The organism is Reichenbachiella agariperforans (assembly GCF_900142205.1).
Lineage (GTDB): Bacteria > Bacteroidota > Bacteroidia > Cytophagales > Cyclobacteriaceae > Reichenbachiella > Reichenbachiella agariperforans.
In genome coordinates this window covers 74,800-97,146 of sequence record NZ_FRAA01000009.1, presented here as the reverse complement: position 1 = coordinate 97,146, position 22,347 = coordinate 74,800, and the positions used below count along the sequence as shown (strand labels likewise).

General features: G+C 41.7%; 15 protein-coding genes. 5 read left to right on the top strand and 10 right to left on the bottom strand.

What is annotated here, in order from left to right:
- Positions 1-114: 114 nt before the first annotated feature.
- Positions 115-1,041 carry a hypothetical protein gene (locus BUB99_RS18035; RefSeq protein WP_073125024.1) on the top strand — a complete coding sequence of 309 codons (927 nt, stop codon included), beginning with the start codon at positions 115-117 and terminating at the stop codon, positions 1,039-1,041.
- A 231-nt stretch (positions 1,042-1,272) separates the two neighbouring features.
- On the opposite strand, the gene BUB99_RS20480 is transcribed toward BUB99_RS18035, so the two are convergent.
- From BUB99_RS20480 to BUB99_RS18010, 5 genes are all read right to left on the bottom strand, one after another.
- Positions 1,273-1,425, bottom strand: coding sequence for a hypothetical protein (locus tag BUB99_RS20480; protein ID WP_170863842.1), 153 nt, complete (start codon positions 1,423-1,425; stop codon positions 1,273-1,275).
- A gap of 140 nt (positions 1,426-1,565) precedes the next feature.
- Complete coding sequence (locus BUB99_RS18025; RefSeq protein WP_073124890.1) at positions 1,566-3,929, bottom strand: TonB-dependent receptor; 2,364 nt, start codon at positions 3,927-3,929, stop codon at positions 1,566-1,568.
- Between the two features lie 77 nt (positions 3,930-4,006).
- Entirely contained in the window at positions 4,007-5,215 is a 1,209-nt protein-coding gene (locus BUB99_RS18020) for a hypothetical protein (protein WP_073124889.1), read from the bottom strand.
- Positions 5,216-5,736: 521 nt separating this feature from the next.
- Positions 5,737-9,813 carry a hybrid sensor histidine kinase/response regulator gene (locus BUB99_RS18015; RefSeq protein ID WP_073124887.1) on the bottom strand — a complete coding sequence of 1,359 codons (4,077 nt, stop codon included), beginning with the start codon at positions 9,811-9,813 and terminating at the stop codon, positions 5,737-5,739.
- 675 nt (positions 9,814-10,488) lie between these two features.
- Complete coding sequence (locus BUB99_RS18010; protein WP_073124885.1) at positions 10,489-10,815, bottom strand: HesB/IscA family protein; 327 nt, start codon at positions 10,813-10,815, stop codon at positions 10,489-10,491.
- Positions 10,816-10,934: 119 nt separating this feature from the next.
- On the opposite strand from BUB99_RS18010, the gene mce reads away from it, so the two are divergent.
- The 4 genes from mce (at position 10,935) to BUB99_RS17990 (ending at position 14,817) form a co-directional block, all read left to right on the top strand.
- The gene (gene mce / locus BUB99_RS18005; protein WP_073124883.1) at positions 10,935-11,336 is read left to right on the top strand and encodes a methylmalonyl-CoA epimerase; all 402 of its coding nucleotides are present in this window, start codon (positions 10,935-10,937) and stop codon (positions 11,334-11,336) included.
- 1 nt (position 11,337) lies between these two features.
- Positions 11,338-12,375 (top strand): thiamine-phosphate kinase, encoded by a 1,038-nt coding sequence (gene thiL / locus BUB99_RS18000; protein ID WP_073124881.1) that lies wholly within the window; start codon positions 11,338-11,340, stop codon positions 12,373-12,375.
- Between the two features lie 93 nt (positions 12,376-12,468).
- Positions 12,469-12,897 carry a hypothetical protein gene (locus BUB99_RS17995; RefSeq protein WP_073124879.1) on the top strand — a complete coding sequence of 143 codons (429 nt, stop codon included), beginning with the start codon at positions 12,469-12,471 and terminating at the stop codon, positions 12,895-12,897.
- Between the two features lie 117 nt (positions 12,898-13,014).
- Positions 13,015-14,817 carry an ATP-binding protein gene (locus BUB99_RS17990; protein WP_073124877.1) on the top strand — a complete coding sequence of 601 codons (1,803 nt, stop codon included), beginning with the start codon at positions 13,015-13,017 and terminating at the stop codon, positions 14,815-14,817.
- 2 nt (positions 14,818-14,819) lie between these two features.
- On the opposite strand, the gene BUB99_RS17985 is transcribed toward BUB99_RS17990, so the two are convergent.
- The 5 genes from BUB99_RS17985 to BUB99_RS17965 all read right to left on the bottom strand — a co-directional run bounded on the left by BUB99_RS17985 (position 14,820) and on the right by BUB99_RS17965 (position 22,130).
- A complete protein-coding gene (locus BUB99_RS17985) occupies positions 14,820-15,983 on the bottom strand; it encodes a hypothetical protein (protein WP_073124875.1) in 1,164 nt (387 codons plus the stop codon).
- A 65-nt stretch (positions 15,984-16,048) separates the two neighbouring features.
- The gene (locus BUB99_RS17980) at positions 16,049-16,408 is read right to left on the bottom strand and encodes a transmembrane 220 family protein (protein ID WP_073124873.1); all 360 of its coding nucleotides are present in this window, start codon (positions 16,406-16,408) and stop codon (positions 16,049-16,051) included.
- Entirely contained in the window at positions 16,408-18,603 is a 2,196-nt protein-coding gene (locus BUB99_RS17975; RefSeq protein ID WP_073124871.1) for a TonB-dependent receptor, read from the bottom strand. The genes BUB99_RS17980 and BUB99_RS17975 overlap by 1 nt, the downstream gene beginning before the upstream one ends.
- Before the next feature lie 10 nt (positions 18,604-18,613).
- Entirely contained in the window at positions 18,614-19,519 is a 906-nt protein-coding gene (locus BUB99_RS17970) for a sugar phosphate isomerase/epimerase family protein (protein ID WP_084190649.1), read from the bottom strand.
- The gene (locus tag BUB99_RS17965) at positions 19,509-22,130 is read right to left on the bottom strand and encodes a PQQ-dependent sugar dehydrogenase (protein WP_073124869.1); all 2,622 of its coding nucleotides are present in this window, start codon (positions 22,128-22,130) and stop codon (positions 19,509-19,511) included. The genes BUB99_RS17970 and BUB99_RS17965 overlap by 11 nt, the downstream gene beginning before the upstream one ends.
- Positions 22,131-22,347 lie beyond the last annotated feature (217 nt).

The following is a 22,347-nucleotide window of genomic DNA, read 5'->3' as shown; positions in this document are numbered from 1 at the left end:
TTTAACCTTTTGTTTTTGTGTAGGTCTTTTATTGTAGTGATCTATTATTTATAGTAATAGTTGTCAATAGAGCTTCTATTGTTTTATGTAAATATTTATTAACTGATGAGTCAGATGAAATTTTTACCGCTATACACCACCGTTATTTATCTACTCGGTGCAATGACCCTTTCTGGTCAGGCACCGAAGAATCAATCGAGTAATACGTCGTATGAGAAAGTCATGAACGAACAATATGTATTGTATTATCCGCTAAAGGGTGTAGACACCTTGTTGATTCTATTTGGTGGGTTTCCCGAAGATGCTGAAAGTATTGAAAGAGAGTTTTCTATCCTAGAAGTCGCTAAGGCTAATGAGATCGCGGTGCTCTATATGAACTATAACCGAAAACTATGGTTAGAGACAGAGGATAAAGTGCAGCTGACCCTGTTATTGGAAACTGTTCTCGATAACTATGATTTGGTGCCTGATCAAATCTTCTTTGGTGGGTTTTCTAGTGGTGGCAATGTCACTTTGCTCTTAGCAGATTATTTGCGGTCTGTGAATTCTGTAGTGGCGCCTGCGGGATTGTTTGTTGTAGATTCGCCAGTGGATTTGTTGGCACTTTATCAAGTGTCTCAAAAGAATATTGGGCGCAATTTTTCAGAGGTATCTGTAAAGGAGGCGATCTGGTTGACTGATTTATTAGAACGTTCTTTGGGTGATCCCGAAGAGGGGATAGCTGGATTTGAGTCCCAGTCTCCCTATACCGCTGAGACTCATGATATGCATAATTTGATCCATCTGGATGGACTGAAAATTAGACTCTATGCAGAGCCTGATGTCATTTGGTGGAAGGAGAATAGACAAAATGACCCTATGGATTTGAATGCTTATGGACTAGAAAAGCTTGCGAGTCAGATCCAAAACGAATTGCCTCGCGCCACGGTACAGTATATCACGTCTGAAAATAAGGGATATCGATCCAATGGCGAACGACACCCACATAGTTGGTCGATTGTAGATAAGCCTGACTTGATCGAGTGGATGTTAAATCAATAAATTACAAATTCGTCAGTACATTTTGTTTCGCTTTCAAAGTAACAGATATTTCCAGAATTCGACAGTTCTATATGAATATTTTGGACTGAGCGGAGGGGGACCGAAACGTGGATTGACTTTAATTTTTTTGGATATCAATTATCTGCTCATTTGAGTGATGATATACCACCGTTGGATTATTGTGGAAACGTGGATGGGGGCAGTGTGCCGATTCTACATTCTGGATGTTTGCTAGATGGGGAGGCGAAAGTGTTCTTGGCGCATCTGGCTGATTTCTATCCTGATGCGGAGATCAATTTTGATCTGAATGATTGCGATAAAATACTTCGCTTTGAGGCGAGCGTTATTGATGTCGACGAAATCATATCGATGATTGGTAGTCATGGTTTTAGCTGTAGACTGATACCCGATAGAGTTTGCCCATAGACGAAAGCAAAACTATTCGAATCTACTAAACAAGAAAGCAGCACAAGCTTTCGCCTGCGCTGCTAAACATTAATACATCATATCATTGCCTGACTAGTTTAGAAGCTGATCGAGTAGGAGATGGTCGGGAATAGTGCCAGTTGGGTCACTTTGTATATCTCATTGGTGGCTTGGACGAAGTATTCATTGACGACTGCTTGACTGTTGGTAACGTTTTGCACGTCAAATTTTAGCTCACGTGTCGTTCGGCCTTTGTTGCGTCTCGTACCTATGGCAATGTTCGCGATGAAGAGATCATCAGAACGCTCAGAAAAGGGTTTGTCATCCATACGCACTTCTTCACCTGTGGCTATAGAAGCCGCCAGATCGATGGGCGTATAGCGTTTACCTCCCATGAGTGTAACCTTGCCATTGACGAAAAGCACACGCTTCTTGTTGGCTTGTCCGATTTTAAACTCTTTCCCGGCTAGGACATTAAAAATGTATTGATTCGCAAAAGCAGTCTCACGCTCCACACCATCCATCGGAGTGTATAGTGACTGAAATATCGACGCAGAGCTCAGGTAGTAAAAACCCTGATGCAGATACTGCTCGAGCGTCATTTCTAGACCATAGTTTTGACCAGTTCCCTCGTTGACTAGGTCGAACTGGGTGTATAAGTCACTGATATTGATCATGGAGATCGTGCTATTGGGGTCGTTTTCTACAGGGGTATCATAGAGGTATTGGTAATAGAGTTCCGTTTTGAAGTGGGTGCGCTGACCGATGAGTTGATCATATCCGAGTACCAAGTGTGCTGCTTTTGATACTTCTAGGGATTTGTTGGGCTGGGTGTAGCTGCCATCGCTTTGCTGAAACTTCCACAGGTAGACAGCTGCACTCTCCATGCGGCTATGAATACCTGCTCCGATACTGACGGAGTTGCGTGGTGAGGTTTCCCATTTTAGCGCAGCACGTGGTTCTATGCTGTAGCTGTTGTTGAGTGCGAAATGTTGCCCATGGAGTCCGCTCGTCATGGTGAGGTCTTCGGTGATGCGGTATTTCCATGTGAGGAACCCCTGTGTGCGGTTGGTGTTGCCATCGTCATCTAGTACATTTTCGAGTCTATCCTGATCATAGTTATAGGCATTTTGCGTCATGTTGTAGTAGTGACTGTTGTTGATCACACCTATCTCAAATTTGTGCTGCGCATTCCATTTGAAACCATAGGTGACTGCCGAACGGATAAATGTCTTGCTGTAGTCCGTGTCATAGACGCGGTAAAAATCCGTCGGATCGTTGTTTTCAGGAATGTCATAGGTGTTTTGGAGTAGTGTCCCAGATACGGATACACTGGCACGCAGATAGGAGCGTGGATCGATTAGGTAGTTGTAGATCACACCTATAGTCCCCATGTTGCTCTGCATGATGGCTTTGCCTACGATCTCGTCACTGTCGTCTATGGTTTCTTCGGTACTAATCGAGCTGATGCCTCCGAGCCCAAACACAGAGAAACTATGCTTTTGATTCACGGGTAGGTTGATATTGAAAGACATATCTTGGTATTTTGGGACTCCCCCAAAATCAATCAACCCAGTCTTGTCAATCAGCGCCAGCGATGAGTAGCGGTAGTTCATGAGGTAGGATCCATTATAGTTTGGTTTGAAAGGTCCCTCCAATGTAAAGTCCAGTCCAAGCGTACTGATCCCAGCGGTATATTCCCGCTGCTCATTGTTTCCTTTTTTAAGTTTCATATCAAAGACACCAGAGAGGGCATTGCCATACTCAGGCGCAAAAGCACCACTCATGAAATCCGAATCACTGAGCATATTGCTGTTCAGGGCATTGATAGGGCCACCAGTAGCGCCATCATTGGCAAAGTGGTTAGGATTGGGTATTTCAATCCCTTCGAGTCGCCAAAGGATGCCTTTGGGGGAGTTGCCACGGACGATGATGTCGTTGTTGCCATCGGGCGAGTTGGTCACTCCTGCGAATCCTGATACCATCCGGGCAGGGTCACCAAATGAGCCTGCAAAGCGACCGGTCTCTTCCACCGAAAAAGTACGCGCACTGACGAGTGACATCTCGTTGAGTACTTCTGATTTATCCTTTTTGGCGATGACAACTACTTCATCGAGTTTTTCGAAGGACTCTTCCATAGGGATGTCAAGGATCAGTTCTTTCGCAGAACTCACCAGTAGGTTAGGGATCGTTTTGGTTTCATATCCTATCATGGTGATGCGGAGGTTTATGCGTCCGATTGCCACGCCATCGACACGAAACTGTCCTTCTACATCAGTAACGGCTCCCTTGATAGGGTCTGTGCCGAGTATAACGATATTAGCGCCTATAGCGGGAGATTTAGAGTCCTGATCTATGATCGTGCCTCTGATCGTTTGAGTAATTGGTTGGCCTAGAACTGTAGTGTTGATCATGAATAGTACGATCAATACTAGATATATAGAGTGGTGTTTGGTTGTCATTATTTTGTTTGTTTTTTGAAGGATTAGTAGTTGGTCATCGCTGGGTTTATAGGCGATGACCTATTGTGTTTTGAGAATTAAAACCTGATACCAACTGAGTAACCTACCCAAGCTTGGATTTTGTAGTTGCCTTCTTGCTCCTCATAGAAAGGGCTTTTGGCGATATCTATCGTGGGCTGATCCGAAGGTGTTAGATCTGTTTGCGCGACGTAGATATTGAGGACTGGACCAGCAGTCACCGACAGATGTTTGAACAATTGGTATCCCATATTGATCTGGAACCTGTTGAGTAGGTTGAGTGATTCTACATTGACTTGGTGTTTTCTGAGTTGGTGTGTGGAGAGCTCTACATTGGCGAATAGTTTGTCTTTGATATACATTTTTGATCCGAAACCGATACCGTATGACCAGATTTTGTCCTCGTTGGACTGTTCGAACTGTGTGCCTACTGTAAGAATGGAGTAGAAGTGATCTCGCCCCGTACGAAGGTTGAGGTTCCAAGGAGTCACATCCCCATATTCCACTCCTAATTCGAAGAGACCGTTCTTTTTGACGATATTGATTAACCCAACCTGCATGCCGCTAGAGACCGAATCTGCGATGTTGACCAAACCAATCTGAATACCATTGAGCTCGCTTGTCTGGTTATATATGCCAGATAGTTGTAGCCCTTGGTTTTGTTCAGATACGTTGGCAATAGCACTGATCTGCGTTCCTTGTAGTAGCGTAGATTGATTAGATAGTCCTGCGAGTTGCAGACCTTTGGTACGGAGAGAGTGGTTGTGTAGACCACTGAGTTGCATACCGATAGTCTCTTGACTAAGATTGCTGAGCCCAGCAACTTGAACGCCTTGTACTACTTCGGTACTGTAGTTGAGTAGTCCACCGATCTGAACACCAGTGACCGATCCTTGCACTGTATTGATCATCCCTGCTAACTGTAAGCCTTGTATATGGTTTCGGTTGAGGTTGATTAGTCCACTGACCTGTGCACCGATTGTCTGACCGCCGGTGTAGTTTAACAACCCTGCTAGTTGTGCGCCAGATGCGTTCTGGCGGTTGAGATTAAACAATGAACCAATTTCTGCACCTTTTAGTGCGTATTGATATCCTCCTAGGATATTGAGAGAGATAATGTTGGTTCTCTCAGATGACCCGATGCTGGTGCTGAATCCAGGAATAAATGAGACCTGGCCGATACGTGTGTTGTCTTGTGCTCGCAGGAGGTAGTTGCTACCGATGAGGAAGAAAACTATGATGCTGATGATTTTGATATTCCTTTTCATAACTAATAACTAAGGTGTTGTTCTTTGGTTATGAGAAAGGCGAGGAGGGTTTTACCCTGACAGACTTTATAAAGTTTTTTTGATTTTTTAAAAAAAAGGGGAGTTGGCGTTCTCGCTCCGAGCGAAGAGGTCAATTCTTTTTAGAGATTGTCCTTTTCAAGTTTCCTGATGTAAAAGCTCACAGTGAAAACTTACGTCTTTGTTAACCCGCCAAATAGAGAACTCTCACATTACTGAGACAAAAACGTCAGCGTCGAACCCAATCCCCAAATGGGGCTGAGTCAATAGGCAATTAATAGTAATCAGACAGAGTTTAATTTATACTCCTTCGTCAGAGACAACTTTTAATTTGGAAGTTAGTTAATGGCGTTATGTTCGAAAATATCTGGAGTGTCATTGAAGCACTTTCACTTGCTCTTGATTGGCTTCATTTATAGATAGAGAAGTATGGGGTACTGACACATGGGGTTATTAGTATGGTTTGTTAGTAATTGTTTCTCTTGCCATATTTCAATGACTTTCTATTTTTGAACTCTTGTTTTTTTATCTTGCTGTTTTTGTTCCACATATCTAGAAGGAGCAATACCATAGAATTCCTTGAAGCTGGTGGAGAATTTGGCAGGGGATGAAAAGCCAGTAGCATATGCGACTTCTGAGATGCTGATCTGCTTATGGTTGAGAAGGTCACCGGCTTGTTTTAATCGAGTATTTTTGATCAAATCTCTCGCGGATTGGCTTGTGATTTCTTTGAGTTTTCGATGAAGGTGTACGCGGCTAAAGCCGATTTCAGAAGCGATCATCTCTACATTGAGTTCGGAGTTAGCAATGTTTTCATTGATCACCGTCATGATTTTTTGCATCAGGATGTCGTCGGTAGATTGTACTTCTATTTTCTTGATTTTATCATTCTGCAGCTGATTACCGTTGTAGTTGTTTTTGAGTAGCTGACGGTTTTTTATCAGGTTTGCTACGGTTTTCTTCAGAATATCAATATTAAAGGGTTTGGCTATGTAAGCATCTGCACCTGTGTCCAGCCCTCGAAGTTTGTCTTCTTCGGTGGTTTTTGCGGTGAGAAGAATAACTGGGATATGATTAACATTGACGTTGTGTTTAATTTTTTTACATAGCGTAACCCCATCCATTTTGGGCATGACTACATCACTGATGATGAGGTCAGGTGATTTTTTAAGGATTTCAGCGTAAGCCTTTTCACCATTCATACTTGCAGCTGTATGGTAGTCTTCGGAAAATTCGCTAACGAGATAGTTTCTGATCTCATCATCGTCATCTACTATCAAGACATTGAGTTTGCTTTTGGATTTTGCTTGTTCTACTATGGGCACTATAGGTATATAGTATCTCGGAGTATTACCGTTTGATTTATTGCTGTCGGATTCTGTTATTTCTTCTTCATTTAAGTGTTGCCGCCCCAGCGGCAGGTGGATCAGGAAGCTAGTCCCTTGCCCAGACGGGTTGAGTCCTGCTCTGATCGTACCATGATGGAGTTCTACAATTGATCGAGTGAGGTGTAGACCAATTCCAGTTCCTTCTGGGTTAGACGACTTGTCGTCGGAGGATTGGTAAAAACGATCAAAAATCCGTTCTATTTCTTCTTCATTGATCCCAGATCCTGTGTCATAAACTTCGATGGATATGTAGGAGGGTTTGTGCGTTTCATCTGTTCCTTGTTTGACATAAATATCTATCTCACCCTGATGTGGCGTATATTTGATGGCGTTAGAAAGAATGTTTTGGATTACTTTATCAAAATGGTTTGGGTCGAGATATACCAAGGTGTTTTTTGAAGCATTGATACTAAACTTAATGTCCTTTCCATGTATTTGCTCATCAAATATCAAACTGGTCTCTTGTAAAAATTGGATGATATCTGTTTCCTGAAATTTCATTTTCAGTTGCCCTTTGTCAATTTTTCTGATATCTAACAACTGGTTAACGAGCTTCAGGATTCGTTCGGCACTGCGCTGCATTATAAAATAATCACGGTGTCTTTTCTCATCGGTATCTTGTTTAATGAGTTTTCGGAGAGGATTGATAATTAGAGTAATAGGGGTTCTGATCTCGTGTGATATATTGATGAAAAACTCTAGCTTGGCTTGGTTTATTTTTTGATCCTGTTGTTGAGCTTTCATTTTTTTTCGTATTTCCAGCCGTTGGCGAAGCAAGAAATAGATAATCCAGAGTATCAAAGCTGTGGTAATAGAATATAGGATTTTGGCCCATCCAGACAGGTACCAGGCAGGGTGGATTTGGATACTTAGTGTCTTCGGCTCTGATAAGGTATTGTAGTCTTTAGATCTAACTCTAAACTGGTAGGAGCCGGGACTCAGATTACTAAAGGTGACTGTGTTGGTGCCTGGTTGAAGCCCGATCCATTTGCTGTTGTCCATGGAGTAATAGTAGTTGATCCTTTGAGGGTTACTGAATTCCATGGCAGTAAATTCGATGGTGAAGGAATTGTCGTTATGGGATAGATCGATGTGATTTGTTTCTAGTATAGACTGTTGAGTTACCTGATAGCTGCCTGATTTAGTGTTTGTATTGACAGGTTGATTGCCAAGGTAAAGGGCGGTTATATTAATTTCTGGTTCTCTGACTTTAGTTTTTATCTCATTTGGCTTAAATATGGTGATCCCATTGATACCTCCGTAATAAATATTGCCTTTTTTATCCTTGAATGAGCAGCTTTTTGCAAATTCGTTGCCCTGTAGGCCATCGTTATAGTAGTAATTGAAAAAGATGCCTGTCGAGGTGTCAAATTGAGATATTCCGTAATTAGTACTGATCCAAAGTTTATCCCCATTAGCTCTAATACCACATATTACGTTGCTTGGCAGACCATCTTCTATAGTATAACTAACCAGTTCATTAGTCGTTGGGTTAAATGATATCAAACCTTGAGACGTGCCAAACCACATTTGGCCAAACGAGTCTTCGTGCAGGGAATAAATAATCTTTCCTTTGAATTCGTCTCGAATATTGTTCAATAGCGAGAAATGACCAGAGTTTAAATCCAGGCAGCTAACACCGTCATAGGTGCCAATGTAGAGCTTGTCATCTCGGGAGGTATATAGCGAACTAACCCAATTATTGTGCAGCACACTGTTGTCATTGTTCGTAGGGTTTGGAGTAAAGGAGCTCAGTTGTGTCACTTTCATTGAATTGAGTTGGATAGAAAATATTCCTCCACCAAGTGTTCCTAGCCATAGCTTTCCATGATTATCTTCTGTTATGAAGGTGACATTTTCTATTGGCTTGGACAAGTGATCTAAAAGTAGTTTGAACTTTTCAAATACTTTGCTTTTTCTGTTGTATAGATACAAGCCTTCTCCGTATGATCCCAACCATAAATTGTGATTAGAGTCTTCGAAAACGCTCAATACTGTAGAGGGAGAACTGTCGTACGTTATAGAGACTGTGTATTGTTCGTTATTATCTTTACTAAGTTTATAAACACCATCACCGTCACTTCCAACCCAGAGATCTCCTGCATGGTCTTTCCACAAGGACATGATATACTTGGTTCCGATTAAATTACTTTTGATGGATTGATTACCTATGTAGTCAAAATTATTTTCGTTTGAAGGAATCAGTGCGACTCCTTTTTGAAATAAGCCAAGCCAAGTATTTCCTGACATATCTTCTAATATAGAATGTACTTTAGATTTGGATAAATCTAGGTTAGAGATTTCGAAATTGAGATTGGATATTTTTCGGGTTATTGGGTCAAAGTACTTTATTCCGTAACCATCCGTCCCTATCAGTATTTTGTCGTCTTGTTTTCGGATATTAAGCGTGACTATGGGCATGTTTGAAGGCATGCTGTTGATATGATTAAAACTATCTGATTGAGAAAGGTATTCATAAAAACCATTGTAAGTCGTACCAATGAATATTTGCCCCTTGTTGTTTTGAACAATAGCAGAAACTTCTTTGAAATCTCTAGAGTCACTGGCAAAGTAGTTGAAAGACCGTCCATCCATAGTGACTTTATAAAGACCTTCGTCATTGGTAGCAATCCATAAGTTTTGGTTTTGGTCTTCGAAAAGGTATCGGATCAGGTTGCCCGAAATTAGGTTAGGCATTTGCTTGCCCACCAATTGTGTGCTGTCCTCGTTTAGTTTGAAAATACCAAGCCCTGAACTGCCTATCAATATATCTCCATTTTTTCGCTCTAGTATGGCCATAGTGTGGGCGTAAAAAGGAGTGCCGTTTTCAAGCAACAAGGGGATAGTAGTAAATCTATCCGTATTGTGATCATAAACTTGTAGACCATTGAAAAAGCCAAAAAATAAGTGACCCTTGCTGTCTTCAAAAATGAATTTTGAATAGTTGTTAAGTATGTTGCTATTGTTGGTCTTGTAGGTGGTGATTTTTGCACCATCATACCTGCATAGCCCATCTTCGGTTGCCATCCATATTTGACCTTTATTGTCTTGATGAAGGTCAAAAATCAAACTACTAGGCAACTCAGAATCTGTAGTAAAAAGCTGGGCACGTTGGCTGTAGGTAGGACTGATTACTAAAAACAAAAAGAGAGTAACGAATAGTCTGGTGATATGAGAAAAAATCCTGTTCATTACCGTCTGGCTAATCATGCACGGGCAAATTTAACGCTAAATTAATGAGTGAGTAATATAATTTGGTAGTTAAGCATAGTGATGCGTGACGTGAACCCGAAGTGAGTTGCCTCTGACGTATGTAGAAAGACTAAAGATTGTTCTAGTGCCCCTATTCAACTAATAAATTCTAATTGAGCATGAAATGAAACGGAAAGGAACTTTTTTATAAACTTCAGAAATCTATGAATAGTACAGATACAAGATGAAACCTGTATGTAATATTTGAATGGTGGGAATAATGAATATAGAAGTATTGATTTTTAACCCCAGAAATACCGACTGATCCAAAAAAACTTTATAGACTGATTTTAAATATGTGTGTGTTTTACGGATTTATTCCAAAAAAGAAGGGGCTGCCCTTGCGGTGCAACCCCTAAACCAACCTAACCTAAACTTACCTTTATAATCTTAACTTTTAATTGTTAATGTTATTGCTAACACCGTGCCAAACTGAAATTAAGATCAAATATTTTTTATCTCTTTGTTTCTCTGTTATTGTTTGACAAAAGTATGACATGCATACCAAATTGCAAACTTATGACTTCTATATTATCTCTTTTTAACAAAATTTAAGGGAATCCCCTAATTTTAGGTGATAGCTTTATGTTGTAGTTTGCTGTAGATATTACCTAATTATACAGCAAAACTCTCACCGCATCCGCACGTACGTGTGGCATTTGGGTTTACGAACTGAAATCCTTTGCCGTTCAATCCATCTGAGAAGTCCAAAGTGGTGTCTAGTAAATAGAAGAGACTTTTTTTGTCTACGATCACTTTTACACCTTTATCTTCAAACACGTCATCTTTGTCCGTGATTTGATCATCAAACGAAAGATCGTACATCAATCCGGAACAACCGCCTCCTTTTACTGCCACACGTAGATTGTGTGACTCAGGGTGACCTTCTGTCTTTTTCAATTCTACAATTCTCGTCAACGCTTTTTCTGATACCTTTAGCATAAATTTTACTATTCAATATTATTTAGATAGAACTCTTCAGCTTGATGAAAAGTTTCATTCTCTTTGCAAAAGTAAGGATTTAATTAGAATTAATTTAAATAATTAACCTCTCAACTCGGATGAAATTAGAACATGTAGGTATTGCTGTTAAGAATCTGGAACAGAGTAATCTTCTTTTTAAGAAGCTGTTTGGACAGGCAGTATACAAGTCTGAGTTCGTTGCATCGGAGGGGGTGGAAACTTCATTTTTTCAATTGGGAGAGACGAAGGTAGAGCTACTCGAAGGGCATGACCCACAAGGGGCGATTGCTAAGTTTATAAATAAGCGGGGAGAAGGAATACATCACTTGGCGTTTGAGGTAGAGGATATACAATACGAGATTGAGCGTCTTCAGTCAGAGGGTTTTGAGTTTGTTCAAGAGATACCCAAGGAGGGCGCTGATAACAAACGTATCTGCTTTTTACATCCAAAATCTACCAACGGGGTGTTGATAGAGCTATGTCAAGAAATCAAAGAATAACATGTCACAGGAGAAAGAAAAAAGAACAGAAATAGGAGAGATTGGTGAGTTTGGTCTAATAGATCGTATCAGTAAGTCTTTTGGACACAAGAACCCTGAGACTTTGGTAGGGATAGGTGATGATGCGGCTGTGATAGAGAGTGGGGCAAAGGTGAAACTGGTGACTACCGATATGCTAGTGGAAGGGGTGCATTTTGACTTATCATATATCCCGCTGCAACATCTCGGATACAAGTCCGTGGCTGTCAATGTCTCTGATATCGCCGCGATGAACGGCAAGCCTAAACAAATAACGGTGAGCCTGGGGCTTAGCAATCGTTTTTCGGTAGAAGCGGTGGAGTCGTTTTATGAAGGGGTAAAGTTCGCCTGTGAAGATTATGCTGTGGATTTGATCGGAGGTGATACTACATCGTCTCCGACAGGGTTGATCATATCGGTCACGGCGATAGGAGAGGCCAGTAAGGAGCAAGTTTCTTATAGAAAAAATGCTGAGGAGAATGATATTATCTGTGTTACGGGTGATTTGGGAGGTGCACTGATGGGACTGACAGTGCTGGAGCGAGAGAAGGAAGTCTTCAAAACGAATCCTGAGATGCAGCCTGATATCTCTGCTTATGAGTATATCGTCAAGAGGCAGCTCAAACCGAGTGCAAGAATGGATGTGATTTTCGAATTAGAAGAGGCAGGAGTCGTACCTACGTCGATGATTGATGTTTCGGACGGATTGGCTTCCGAGTTGTTTCATATCGCTAAACAGTCTGAAGTGGGAATTACCATTTATGAGGATAAGCTACCAATAGATGAGGTAACGTATAATACAGCTGTGGAATTTAAAATGGATCCTGTGACCTGTGTACTCAATGGAGGTGAAGATTATGAACTTCTGTTTACGATCAGTCAGACAGATTTTGAAAAGATCAAAAACTTGCCAGATGTATCAGCTATAGGCTATATCGATAAGAAAGAAAATGGCCATAAACTAGTCACCAAAGGTGGGAATACAGTGCCTTTACAGGCGCAAGGATGGAAACATTTTTAGGAAAAATGCTTATTTATTTATGCGTTTTTACTCTGTTTTTTTAAAGGATTAAAAATTACTTTTGAGTATCATTTTGAAACTATTTGATATTCTATGGAGTCAGAGCCAGTCATTTCTAACAAGTCAAGAGTCTATTTAGACAAACCCTACGTAAAGGTTTTTTGGAGCCCAGAGGATAGTATATTGATGAGTAAATGGTCGGGTTTTTGTACTTTCGAAGAGATCAAAGCAGTGGGAGATCGCATTTTAGATGCAGTAACCTTTGAAGGTGCACAAAAAGTCCTCTATGATGCTAGACAGATAGAAGTACTGGATGACAATTCTCAACGATACATTTCTGGTACTTTTACTCAGGAAATGATCAGTTCGGGAGTGAAATTCGCTGCAGCGGTTTTTCCCGATGATATTTTTGCCAAATTTTCAATTGATGATATACAAAGAGATATTCAAGAACGAAGAATATCAAATGTGACCTATTTCCAGTCTATATCTAATGCCTTTAACTGGTTAAAACACAAATAGACTTTTAACAACGCATTTTCCCAATTATATTGCTTTCAAGTATACAACCAGCATTGTAATACTAATGGCATGATGTGCTCAGTCCATACAACTGCATGTCATCTGATATAATTATATATGCGTAGAATTATTCTTTTCTGCTTATTACTGGTTTCTATTTCTTTTAAGTCTCTTGCTGACTCTTGGCAGGAGGCGCAACGTACGGGTGTAGCTACACTGGATTTACACTGGTATGTTTCTAAACCTTTTATCTATCAAGATGAAAAGGGGAAATTCCATGGTTTAGAGTGTGAGATTTTAGAGGGATTTCAATCTTATGTAAAGGAGAAACATGGTATTGAGTTGAAACTAAACTGGATAGAGGCCAAGGATTTTAGCAGTATTATCGTCCAAACTAGAGATGCGAAAAACCCAAGTACCTTAGGTGTTTCGGCTTTTTCGATTACAGAGGAGAGAAAGCAGTTTTTGAAGTTCTCAGAGTCCTATCTGACCGATATCACTGTATTGGTGTCTAGTAAAGGAACTCCTATCATACATGGCTATGACGAGATATTTGAGATGATGAGTCAGACGGAAGCTGTAACGATCAAAGGTACGGTGTATGAAAATATGCTAGCGGACTTGAAACGGCGTCTTAATATTGATTTCAAAACACACTTTATCCCAAGCGATCAAAATATTTTGGATGAGATTAGTAGTCACGACAATCGTTTTGGTTTTATCGATTTACCGATTTATCTCATGTTATTGAAAAACGGAGGGGAGTTGACTCGCCAAAATTTTTTCACAGTTAAAGGAACGGGATATGGATATATCATGCCACTCCAGAGTGATTGGGATGAGCCACTAAATGAGTTTTTGACAGATTCTCTAGCTACTTCATTGATTGCTGAACTGACCTCTAAGTACATGGGGCAGGAGGTGTTTCAATTCATAGACAACTTGTACGAATATGATCAATTGGGAACTATCATTCTCACCAAAGAGAAGGAGATGCAGTTAGCTATGGTTAAAAATGCAAATCTTAGATTGGAAGAGGAGAAAAACTATCGCAAGATTTTGGTGCTAGGTTTCGTAATTGTCGTACTGTTTTTGATAGTGATTGTTGTACTATACTATAATAACAACAAGAGCACCAAGACCTTGATGGTTCAAAAAGTGCAGATAGAGAAACAACAGACCGATATTAGTCGAAAGAATGAACAACTACTGAATAGAAATGTTCAGTTGCTGGCATTGAATGAGGAGAAGAATAATCTGGTGAGCATACTGGCGCATGATCTGAGATCACCGCTGAATCATATCATCGGGATATCAAATCTCCTTAGAGTGAGTGACTCTAAAATGACCGAGGAAGACCGAGAGTTTGTCACGCTCATGGATAGTTCAGCTCAGCGTATGAGTGATATGATCACCAAAATACTGGATGTAAATGCGCTGGAACAAAACCAGAGTGTTGTACTCAAAGAGCAGGTGGATGTGAGTAATCTATTGCAGGAGGTCTGTAGTCGCTACCAACCGACAGCTGCTATGAAATCGATAAGTCTAAATGTAAATGAAACAGGTATTCCTCGTTCACTTCAAACAGATCACCTACTACTCTTTCTTGTTTTGGAAAATCTATTGTCGAATGCTTTGAAGTTTTCTAGTCATGAAACTGCTGTGAGCTTAAATGTTGCTTATGACGAAAAAGTCATTGTCTTTTCGGTCCAGGATGAAGGGCCTGGCTTTACAGAAGAAGACAAAGAAGTAATGTTTGGAAGATTCCAAAAACTCAGTGCGCAACCTACAGGAGGAGAGACTTCCACGGGGCTTGGACTATCTATCGTTAAGAAATACGTAACTGATTTAGGCGGGAAGATGTGGTTGGAATCTACAATAGGACAGGGGAGCATATTTCATGTTAGTTTGCCTGTTTAGCCCTAAAAATAGTAACCAAAATTGATGTTGAAACGAGCCTCCCATTGGTTCGTGACGCTGGATCCTTCTGCTAATGAGTGATCAAAATCAGGGTTGAGCCATGGTTGGTTCTTACCAGCTGCAAAATCAAAATAGGAATATATATTCCCCGCAGTGACGAGTACACCAGTAACATTCATGAAGGTGTCTTCGAATCTTGTGACGGTCTTGTCTAAAAAACCAAAATCATTGTATAACTGTAAGTTGGAGACAGGCCCCCAAGAAACGGGAATGTCGTAGCTGATCCCCAAGGTGTAGGAGGTAGCTGCTGCTGCTACGAAATACGGATAGCCATAGGCAGTCATCGCAATGATGTCTGTCGGTTCGCCAATTAGACCATCTGTCGTGATTTTGTAGGTGGATATTTGGGCTTTGAGGTTGAGCGGTCCTGCGGTGAGTTCATAGTGAATAGCGAAGGCATACCTAGGGCTAATCGACTCGGTATCGAGGTTGTAAACTCCTCCGTATTCTGCTGAGATACCTAATTTGTTTTTTCGGGTCTCCGAACCAAACTTATAACTCAGCTTCCCATTGACTTGATTGATTTCTTTGTTGCGAAGATCTAACTCGCCATCTCCGTCCCAGTCTTTGGAAGCTATGTCGTAGGAGTATCTGCCATCGTCTATGTCGCTATTGTTGCCAAAGCGCAGCTCTTCTGCGTTTTTGAAAAAGGCCAGTGCGTATTCCCACTGTTCGCCGATATGAGTGTATTTGACGCCCATGTCATGGTCGTCTTCTAGTCCGACATAGTAGTTGATGCTAAAAAACCAAGTGTGAGAGTTGTATTGCGTAATGCCAAAAGGAACCTGCGTCAAGCCCAATTGTAGATTGTTTTTGTCGTTGAAGTCATAGCCAAACCATCCTTGTTTGAGCATGCCACCACCGAAACCGGGTGAATAGAGCCTGTATTCGGCGTTCAGTTTTACGCCTTTGTATTTGGCCTTGGCGTTGATACGGAATACGTCATACCCGAAATCTCCACCACGCTTCTTTTGGGCATCTTTCCAAGTCGAGAGGTTGTAGTTGAATCGTAGCGCTCCACCGACATGGAGTTCAGGCTTGTCTTGGGCATAGCTGACAGTAGTCAAGGTCAGCAATAGACAGACCCATGCGTATGTTTTGAGCATTCTAGTGATAGCGTTAGTTGGAATCGACAACTAAGATAATCACAGGACTCAAAATATAAATTGATTTAGCTTTTGATTTTATATTGATGAAAAGTAGAGGCTGCAGCGATGAGTAATCCGATAAACTCTCTGGTTTCTTCTATGTATGGTTTTTTGTAGACCATTTCGCCGACGATCTCATTTTTGTTGGGTTGGACTAGGTACTCTACGAACCCCGGAATGTAAAAACAAGCGATCCCGACCAAAAAGATAGTGATACCTAGGAATACCCTCGGGTGAGAAAACCCGAACAGCCGTATTGCAGACACTACGGCTACTAGACCATAGATTGCGACCCAAAATAAAGGATCGGGATCATTGAGCTGTAGGTAAGCGAATGCTCCGAAAATAAGGAAGTAGAGTATGCTGATTAGTTTTGTTTTCATCAGAATTCGATTCTATAAGTGAGTATGGGGAGTAGACCGAGTTGGTAGTTCATTTCTATCTGACCTGTAACCGAATCATAGTACTGGAAGGCTTCATTTTGTCGGTTGGTTAGGTTTTGGATATCCAAAGACCATGTTCGAACAGTGTTTTTCTTGTTCTTTGCCCAAGAGATTCTTATATCAATTCGTCCATAAGGAGATAGTCTGTCGTTTTCGGGTTGATACATGCCTCCTTGATACATTCCTTTCAAGTTTGCTGAAAGTACTCTGTTTTCACCCTCGCGATTGAAAAACCATTTCTCTCCAACTGATGCACTGAAAGAGTGTCCAAGGTTGTAGGGTAAGTCTTCTCCTTCGTAAGTGGAGTTGAACAAGGATCCTCCTATGTCATAGTAAAACAGAGGTGTCATTCCCTGAAGTCTAAGGCTGACGCCAGAGGTTTGTGCCTGAGATTGTTTGTTTGTATAGATGATGTAATCTGGAGGAGTCATACGTTTGATGACACTCACCGATGGGAAATAGTAATAGAACCCCTCTACTTGTATATTTACCTTTTTGATGGTAGTCTCGGTCGAGGCTAGGTAGCGATAGCTTTCGATGAAACCATTGGTGTAGAGGTTGTATTGAGCTTCTGCTTGCCGTGGAGTGAAATTGCTATAAGCTTGTTTGACTTGTGAGTATTTGCCTGCAGAAACACTCATTTTCATCATTCCTAATTTATAACTCACTGCTGCTCGGTAGTCATAATTGTACATTGTGGAGTTGGCGTTAAGCAGATAGTAAGTGCCACCAGCAGTGATTGACAAAATGGTGGTTGGCTGATACTCCCATAGTAGGTAAGGTGCGAGGAGCGACTGCTGATTCGAAAAATCGATAACCTGAGTACCTGTCGATTGGTATTGATGGTCATAGTGATTGAAATTGCTACCTAATTGAAAGGTGTTGTGACCAAGATTACGCTTGACTTCTGCTCTGTTGGACCAGATAGCGACTTGGTTTTCGGTATTGTAGCGACTTTCTACATTGACCAAGTCTCTGAAAGTTGTTTGGTTTCTGGTTTGAGAATTGGACGAGAATAGAGAGGTGAGTTGTATGCTGTACCCATTGGAGAGGGGTAAGTTGTATTTACCTCCTATACCTCCCATTTTTTCACGATAGGAGATGTCGGATTTATCTTTTTCGATTTCAACATCTGCAGGGCTTTTTGCCTTAAATTCATTAGAACTCAATCCTCCAAGCGCAAAGACGTTTAAAGATGCTTTGTTTTTGAGAGGTAGGTGTACGTTGAAACTTAAATCTTGAAACCCAATGACCTCTCCACCGAAATCTACGCCCATGAGTCCGAGTAGTCCAGTGAACGAATAGCGGTAGTTGGCGAGATAACTGGCTTGACTACCTTTTTTGAGTGGCCCTTCGGCGCTGAAGTCTAGTCCGATCAACGAGGCTTGTGCGGTGAACTGATGATCTCCTGCATAGCCATCTCTAAAATCCATGTCGAATAGCCCTGCTACGGTGTTGTTGTTGCTGTTGTCCATCGCTCCGATGTGGAACTGGGACCTGTCGAGCATCTGAGCACTAAGGATGTTGACGCCACCTCCAGTCGCAGCGGGTTGGTCGTTGAAGGTCCCTGCATTGGATAGATGGTTAGGATTGACGATTTCTACGCCTTCTAGTCGCCAGACGTTGAGTTCAGGAGAGAGTCCACGTACGGAGATCTGGTTGTTTTGATCGTTGGTGACCATCACGTCTGGGCTACTGAGTACTAGTCGTGCTGGGTCGTAATAGGTCGCGGCGTAGCGATTGATTTTCTCCTCTGTGATGGAAATGTCACCTATTTCGTCACGCAAAGGCTCGGTGTTCGCCGTGACGACTACTTCATCCATTTCGTTGTTGCTACGAGCGAGCTGAATATTAAGGTAGACAGTTTTTCCGGTTTTTACCCAGATGTTTTTTTCGATATAGCGCTCGTACCCGAGGTAGCTAACCTGGATTTCGTAGAGTCCAGGGACGAGGTTCTGAAATTGAAATAGCCCTTTTTCGGTCGTGATACTACCTTTTGTCTGATGATTGAGTTCGATGGCAGCACCGATCAGAACTTCTCCGCTGATCTGATCGGTAACCTTGCCTTCGATATTTTGCCCATAAATTAATGTAGTACATAGTAGTACCAAAACTGCCGCTCCTAATGCCCTCATCTTCTAAATTCTATTCTGCTAGTAATACTTCTTTGACGTATCTAATGGATGTTTCTATACTCTTGAATGGATCGTCAGATTGATCTTGTTCGACGAAGAAATAATCAATTGGCGAAGTTTCACGAAGTGCGAAGATCGCTTTGTAATCTATGGTGCCATTACCGATTTCTGCGAAATTTTGATCAGCCGTGTCGTCCATGTCTTTGACATGCCACATGGTAAACCTTTCAGGATATTTCTGAAGGTAAGCCACGGGATCAAAGCCTGCTTTGGAAATCCAATAGAGGTCTAGCTCCATTTTGACATGTGCAGGGTCTGTACCTTCCATGATGATGTCCATGGGGATCTGTCCGTCGATCTCTTCGAATTCAAAAGCATGGTTGTGATAGGCGAATTTTAGACCTTGGTCAGTACACATTCGTCCTACCTGATTCATCAATTCTACATGGTCTTGGTATTGCCCGATGGTTTTCCTTTGATCATCACTGAGCCAAGGTAGTACGATATAGCTCAAGCCTGCCGCTTTCGATGATGCGATGGCCAACTGTGGGTTGTCACGTAGTGCATCGATGCTGATGTGTGCACTGACTGGTGAGAGTCCATAGCCTTTGGCGATATCTGCAAATTCTTTCGGTTCAAAACCATAAAAATGCCCTTGATCATACCCAGCCAATTCGATTTGGGTATAGCCTAGCTGAGCGATTCGCTCTAGTGTTTCTTTGGGTCTGACTGCCATAGAATCACGAACTGTGTAGAGTTGAAGACCTATCTGAACAGTTTCGACTGGTGTCTCGTCTAATGGTGAATCTTGTTTTTTTGTTTCCTGACTTTCTGATTTGGGTGAGCAAAAAGTAAGTCCAACACAGACCCATGTTAAGATCATCAATGTTGAGATTCGATCTGTCTTATTTTTCATTTGGATTGAATTTAATTGTTTTGACTTGTGCCAAGTTGATGTCTTTAGTTTCGCTAGAGAATACGAAATAGAGATTCTGAATACCCTGTGTAGGGTTTATATCTATTACTGTAGGTGTAAAATCATGGTTGTCTCCCTCTATAGTGAATGAGCCTATTTCTGTTCCTTTTGGACTTTCTGTTCGGATAGAAAGTGCTACTGGGACATCTGCTACGTGTTTCATCATCAATGAGATGGATGAGATATCAGTTAAGTCTATTTGTTCATATTTAATCCATGCTCCCCCGTACACTCGGTTGATACTGCCATTTCGATTGATTTCAGCATTGAATATGCTGTCAGCCAATCCCGCATCTATCATGTTGGGTTTTAATGCTAAGGATTTGATCTCTGAGATAGGTGTGAGACCATTAGACCCTTTGTCTGTATACTGCGCACTGAATACTAATTGTTTGGAGTCCTCAGCTGGATCAGCTGAGTAAATTCCTTTTAAAGCTTTGAGAGCTGGTTTTTCCTCGCTGAGGGAGAGAATATAATCTACCATACTTTTGACTTCTCCCTGTGTGAAATCAGGATGGGCCGACATGGAGTGGTCTCCCCATGCACCACTACCTCCTTTGATGATTTTGGTACTGAGGTACTCCATAGCCGATTTGTCATTTTTGTAGCGTTTGGCTACTTCGGTGAACGAAGGGCCTACGGACTTGTCATTGACCTTATGGCAAGACATGCAATCCGATTTACTGATCAGGGCTTCTCCAGAGGTGACTGGCATTTGATGTCCTAGTATCTGTGACTGGTCAAAACCATCCATATATAGGATGTCGAAATTGACCTCATCCCGGTTGATACCCTTGCCTATCGTCCCGTCTTGCGCATCGTTGATGGCTAATTCGTATGTGATGTTGCGTCCTGGCCAGTAGAAGCTCGTGTTGCCTTGGATGTTGATATCTATCTTAGGAGCATCATTACCTACTTCTATTTTGAACTGTTCCATGAGTGTATGCCCCGCTTCATCTCGTAGCGTTAGCCTAGGGTAAAATACACCTGTTTCATTGAAAGTGTAAGTCACCGCTGCACCTTCGAAGGTTTCGTTTCCTATTTTCCAAGTGTAACTCAGTTCATCTTCGTCATAGTCACGAGATTTGCTAGCATCTAGCGTGACGGTTAGTGGACTGCTACCGAAGGATTGAGAGATGTCTACTTTCATCTCAGGGACACGGTTGCCTCGGTCAAATACGATGCGGCTTAGCTTTGCATCTTCATTTTGTTTGAACCATGCCGTGCCATATTCTAACATATATAATGTGCCATCTGGGCCAAAGTCCATGTCTATAATATTGCGATAGTCTGCGGATGGCGTGAAAGGCTCGAAATCTGACGGAGTACCTGTAGAGTCCACTTTGATCGTGAATATCCAGTCTCGCATCCAGTCATAGATGAAAAGTCGTCCATCGAAATAGTTGGGGAAACCATGTTTTTTGTCCATCCCTTTCTCTTGATAGAAAACGGGACCTGTCATCGCAGTCCGTCCCCCGTTGGTGAGTTGGGGAAACTCTTCACTAGGAGAGTAGGGGTAGTAGATCATCGCAGGCACAGGGAGAGGTAGTTTCTCTATACCTGTGTTATACCTAGAGGTGTTGATTGGGTTTTTTGGATCGAAAGTTCCTTCACTCTCGTTCGTGACAAAATTCCAATCGGCATAGGGTTTGTTGTCTCCGATAAACATCGGCCAGCCGTAGTAGCCAGCACGCATGGCGACATTCATTTCGTCGTGTCCTCTAGGTCCTCGTACGGCATGATTGTTTCCTGCATCAGGTCCTACATCTCCCCAAAATAGCCATCCTCTTTTTTGGTCGACAGTGATTCTGTAGGGGTTTCTACACCCCATGACATATATCTCTGGTCTGGTTTTAGGGTCATCGTCTTCGAATAGGTTGCCTTCTGGGATGGAATAGCTGCCATCTGTTTCGGGTTTGATTCTGAGGATTTTTCCTCTTAGGTCATTGGTGTTGGATGAGGTTCTGCGTGCATCGAAAGGTTTGAAACCTTCTCGATCATCGTCGATAGGAGCATAGCCATTCGATTTGAAAGGGTTGGTGTCGTCTCCAGTTGATAGATATAGTAGCCCGTCAGCACTAAATTCGATTGATCCACCTGTATGGCAGCATTCGTCACGCTGTGTAGGTACTACGAGCATGATCTTCTCATCAGAGATACCATTTTGATCAAAGGTAAAGCGTGATAGATGTTGTTTGGGTTCGTCTCCAATAGGGGAGTAGTATAGGTAGATCCATTTGTTCTGGCTAAAATTAGGGTCTAGTGCCATACCCATGAGCCCATCTTCCATTCCGTAAAATACAGAGAGACTATCGGTAAGTACCATGCTCATCTTTTTGGGATCATAAAGTTTGATCCCTCCTTTTCGTTCTATGTAGAGTATTTGTCCATTGGGCAGGACTTCTAGTTCTACAGGTTCATTGAGATAGTTGAGAAACACTTCTTGGGTGAATCGGTGTTCGTCAGGGATGGAGTTTTCATCGTATTGGGTAGCGTCACATGCTACGATCCACGCACCTAAGAGTACGAGTATGAATGGGTACTTTAACATAATTTATCTTTCAGATTTCCTATCCCAAACATAAACCAATACCTATGTAATTCAGAGCTTCTTGGCGGTTTTGTCTGGCTCTGAACGAAAAATGGGGGAATTACCATTAGTGATGTTACATGTCTCTATGTATGATATAAAGGTGACGTGGTAATGATGTAGGTAGTTCTTGTAGGTGAAACAGGAAGAAATAAAAGGTCATTGGTTTTCAAAAATC

Excerpts from the sequence above, each read along its gene's own strand:
- BUB99_RS18035 (WP_073125024.1), top strand. The coding sequence starts at position 115 with ATGAAATTTTTACCGCTATACACCACCGTTATTTATCTACTCGGTGCA.
- BUB99_RS20480 (WP_170863842.1), bottom strand. The coding sequence starts at position 1,425 with ATGACTACCAATCATCGATATGATTTCGTCGACATCAATAACGCTCGC.
- BUB99_RS18025 (WP_073124890.1), bottom strand. The coding sequence starts at position 3,929 with ATGACAACCAAACACCACTCTATATATCTAGTATTGATCGTACTATTC.
- BUB99_RS18020 (WP_073124889.1), bottom strand. The coding sequence starts at position 5,215 with ATGAAAAGGAATATCAAAATCATCAGCATCATAGTTTTCTTCCTCATC.
- BUB99_RS18015 (WP_073124887.1), bottom strand. The coding sequence starts at position 9,813 with ATGAACAGGATTTTTTCTCATATCACCAGACTATTCGTTACTCTCTTT.
- BUB99_RS18010 (WP_073124885.1), bottom strand. The coding sequence starts at position 10,815 with ATGCTAAAGGTATCAGAAAAAGCGTTGACGAGAATTGTAGAATTGAAA.
- mce (WP_073124883.1), top strand. The coding sequence starts at position 10,935 with ATGAAATTAGAACATGTAGGTATTGCTGTTAAGAATCTGGAACAGAGT.
- thiL (WP_073124881.1), top strand. The coding sequence starts at position 11,338 with ATGTCACAGGAGAAAGAAAAAAGAACAGAAATAGGAGAGATTGGTGAG.
- BUB99_RS17995 (WP_073124879.1), top strand. The coding sequence starts at position 12,469 with ATGGAGTCAGAGCCAGTCATTTCTAACAAGTCAAGAGTCTATTTAGAC.
- BUB99_RS17990 (WP_073124877.1), top strand. The coding sequence starts at position 13,015 with ATGCGTAGAATTATTCTTTTCTGCTTATTACTGGTTTCTATTTCTTTT.
- BUB99_RS17985 (WP_073124875.1), bottom strand. The coding sequence starts at position 15,983 with ATGCTCAAAACATACGCATGGGTCTGTCTATTGCTGACCTTGACTACT.
- BUB99_RS17980 (WP_073124873.1), bottom strand. The coding sequence starts at position 16,408 with ATGAAAACAAAACTAATCAGCATACTCTACTTCCTTATTTTCGGAGCA.
- BUB99_RS17975 (WP_073124871.1), bottom strand. The coding sequence starts at position 18,603 with ATGAGGGCATTAGGAGCGGCAGTTTTGGTACTACTATGTACTACATTA.
- BUB99_RS17970 (WP_084190649.1), bottom strand. The coding sequence starts at position 19,519 with ATGAAAAATAAGACAGATCGAATCTCAACATTGATGATCTTAACATGG.
- BUB99_RS17965 (WP_073124869.1), bottom strand. The coding sequence starts at position 22,130 with ATGTTAAAGTACCCATTCATACTCGTACTCTTAGGTGCGTGGATCGTA.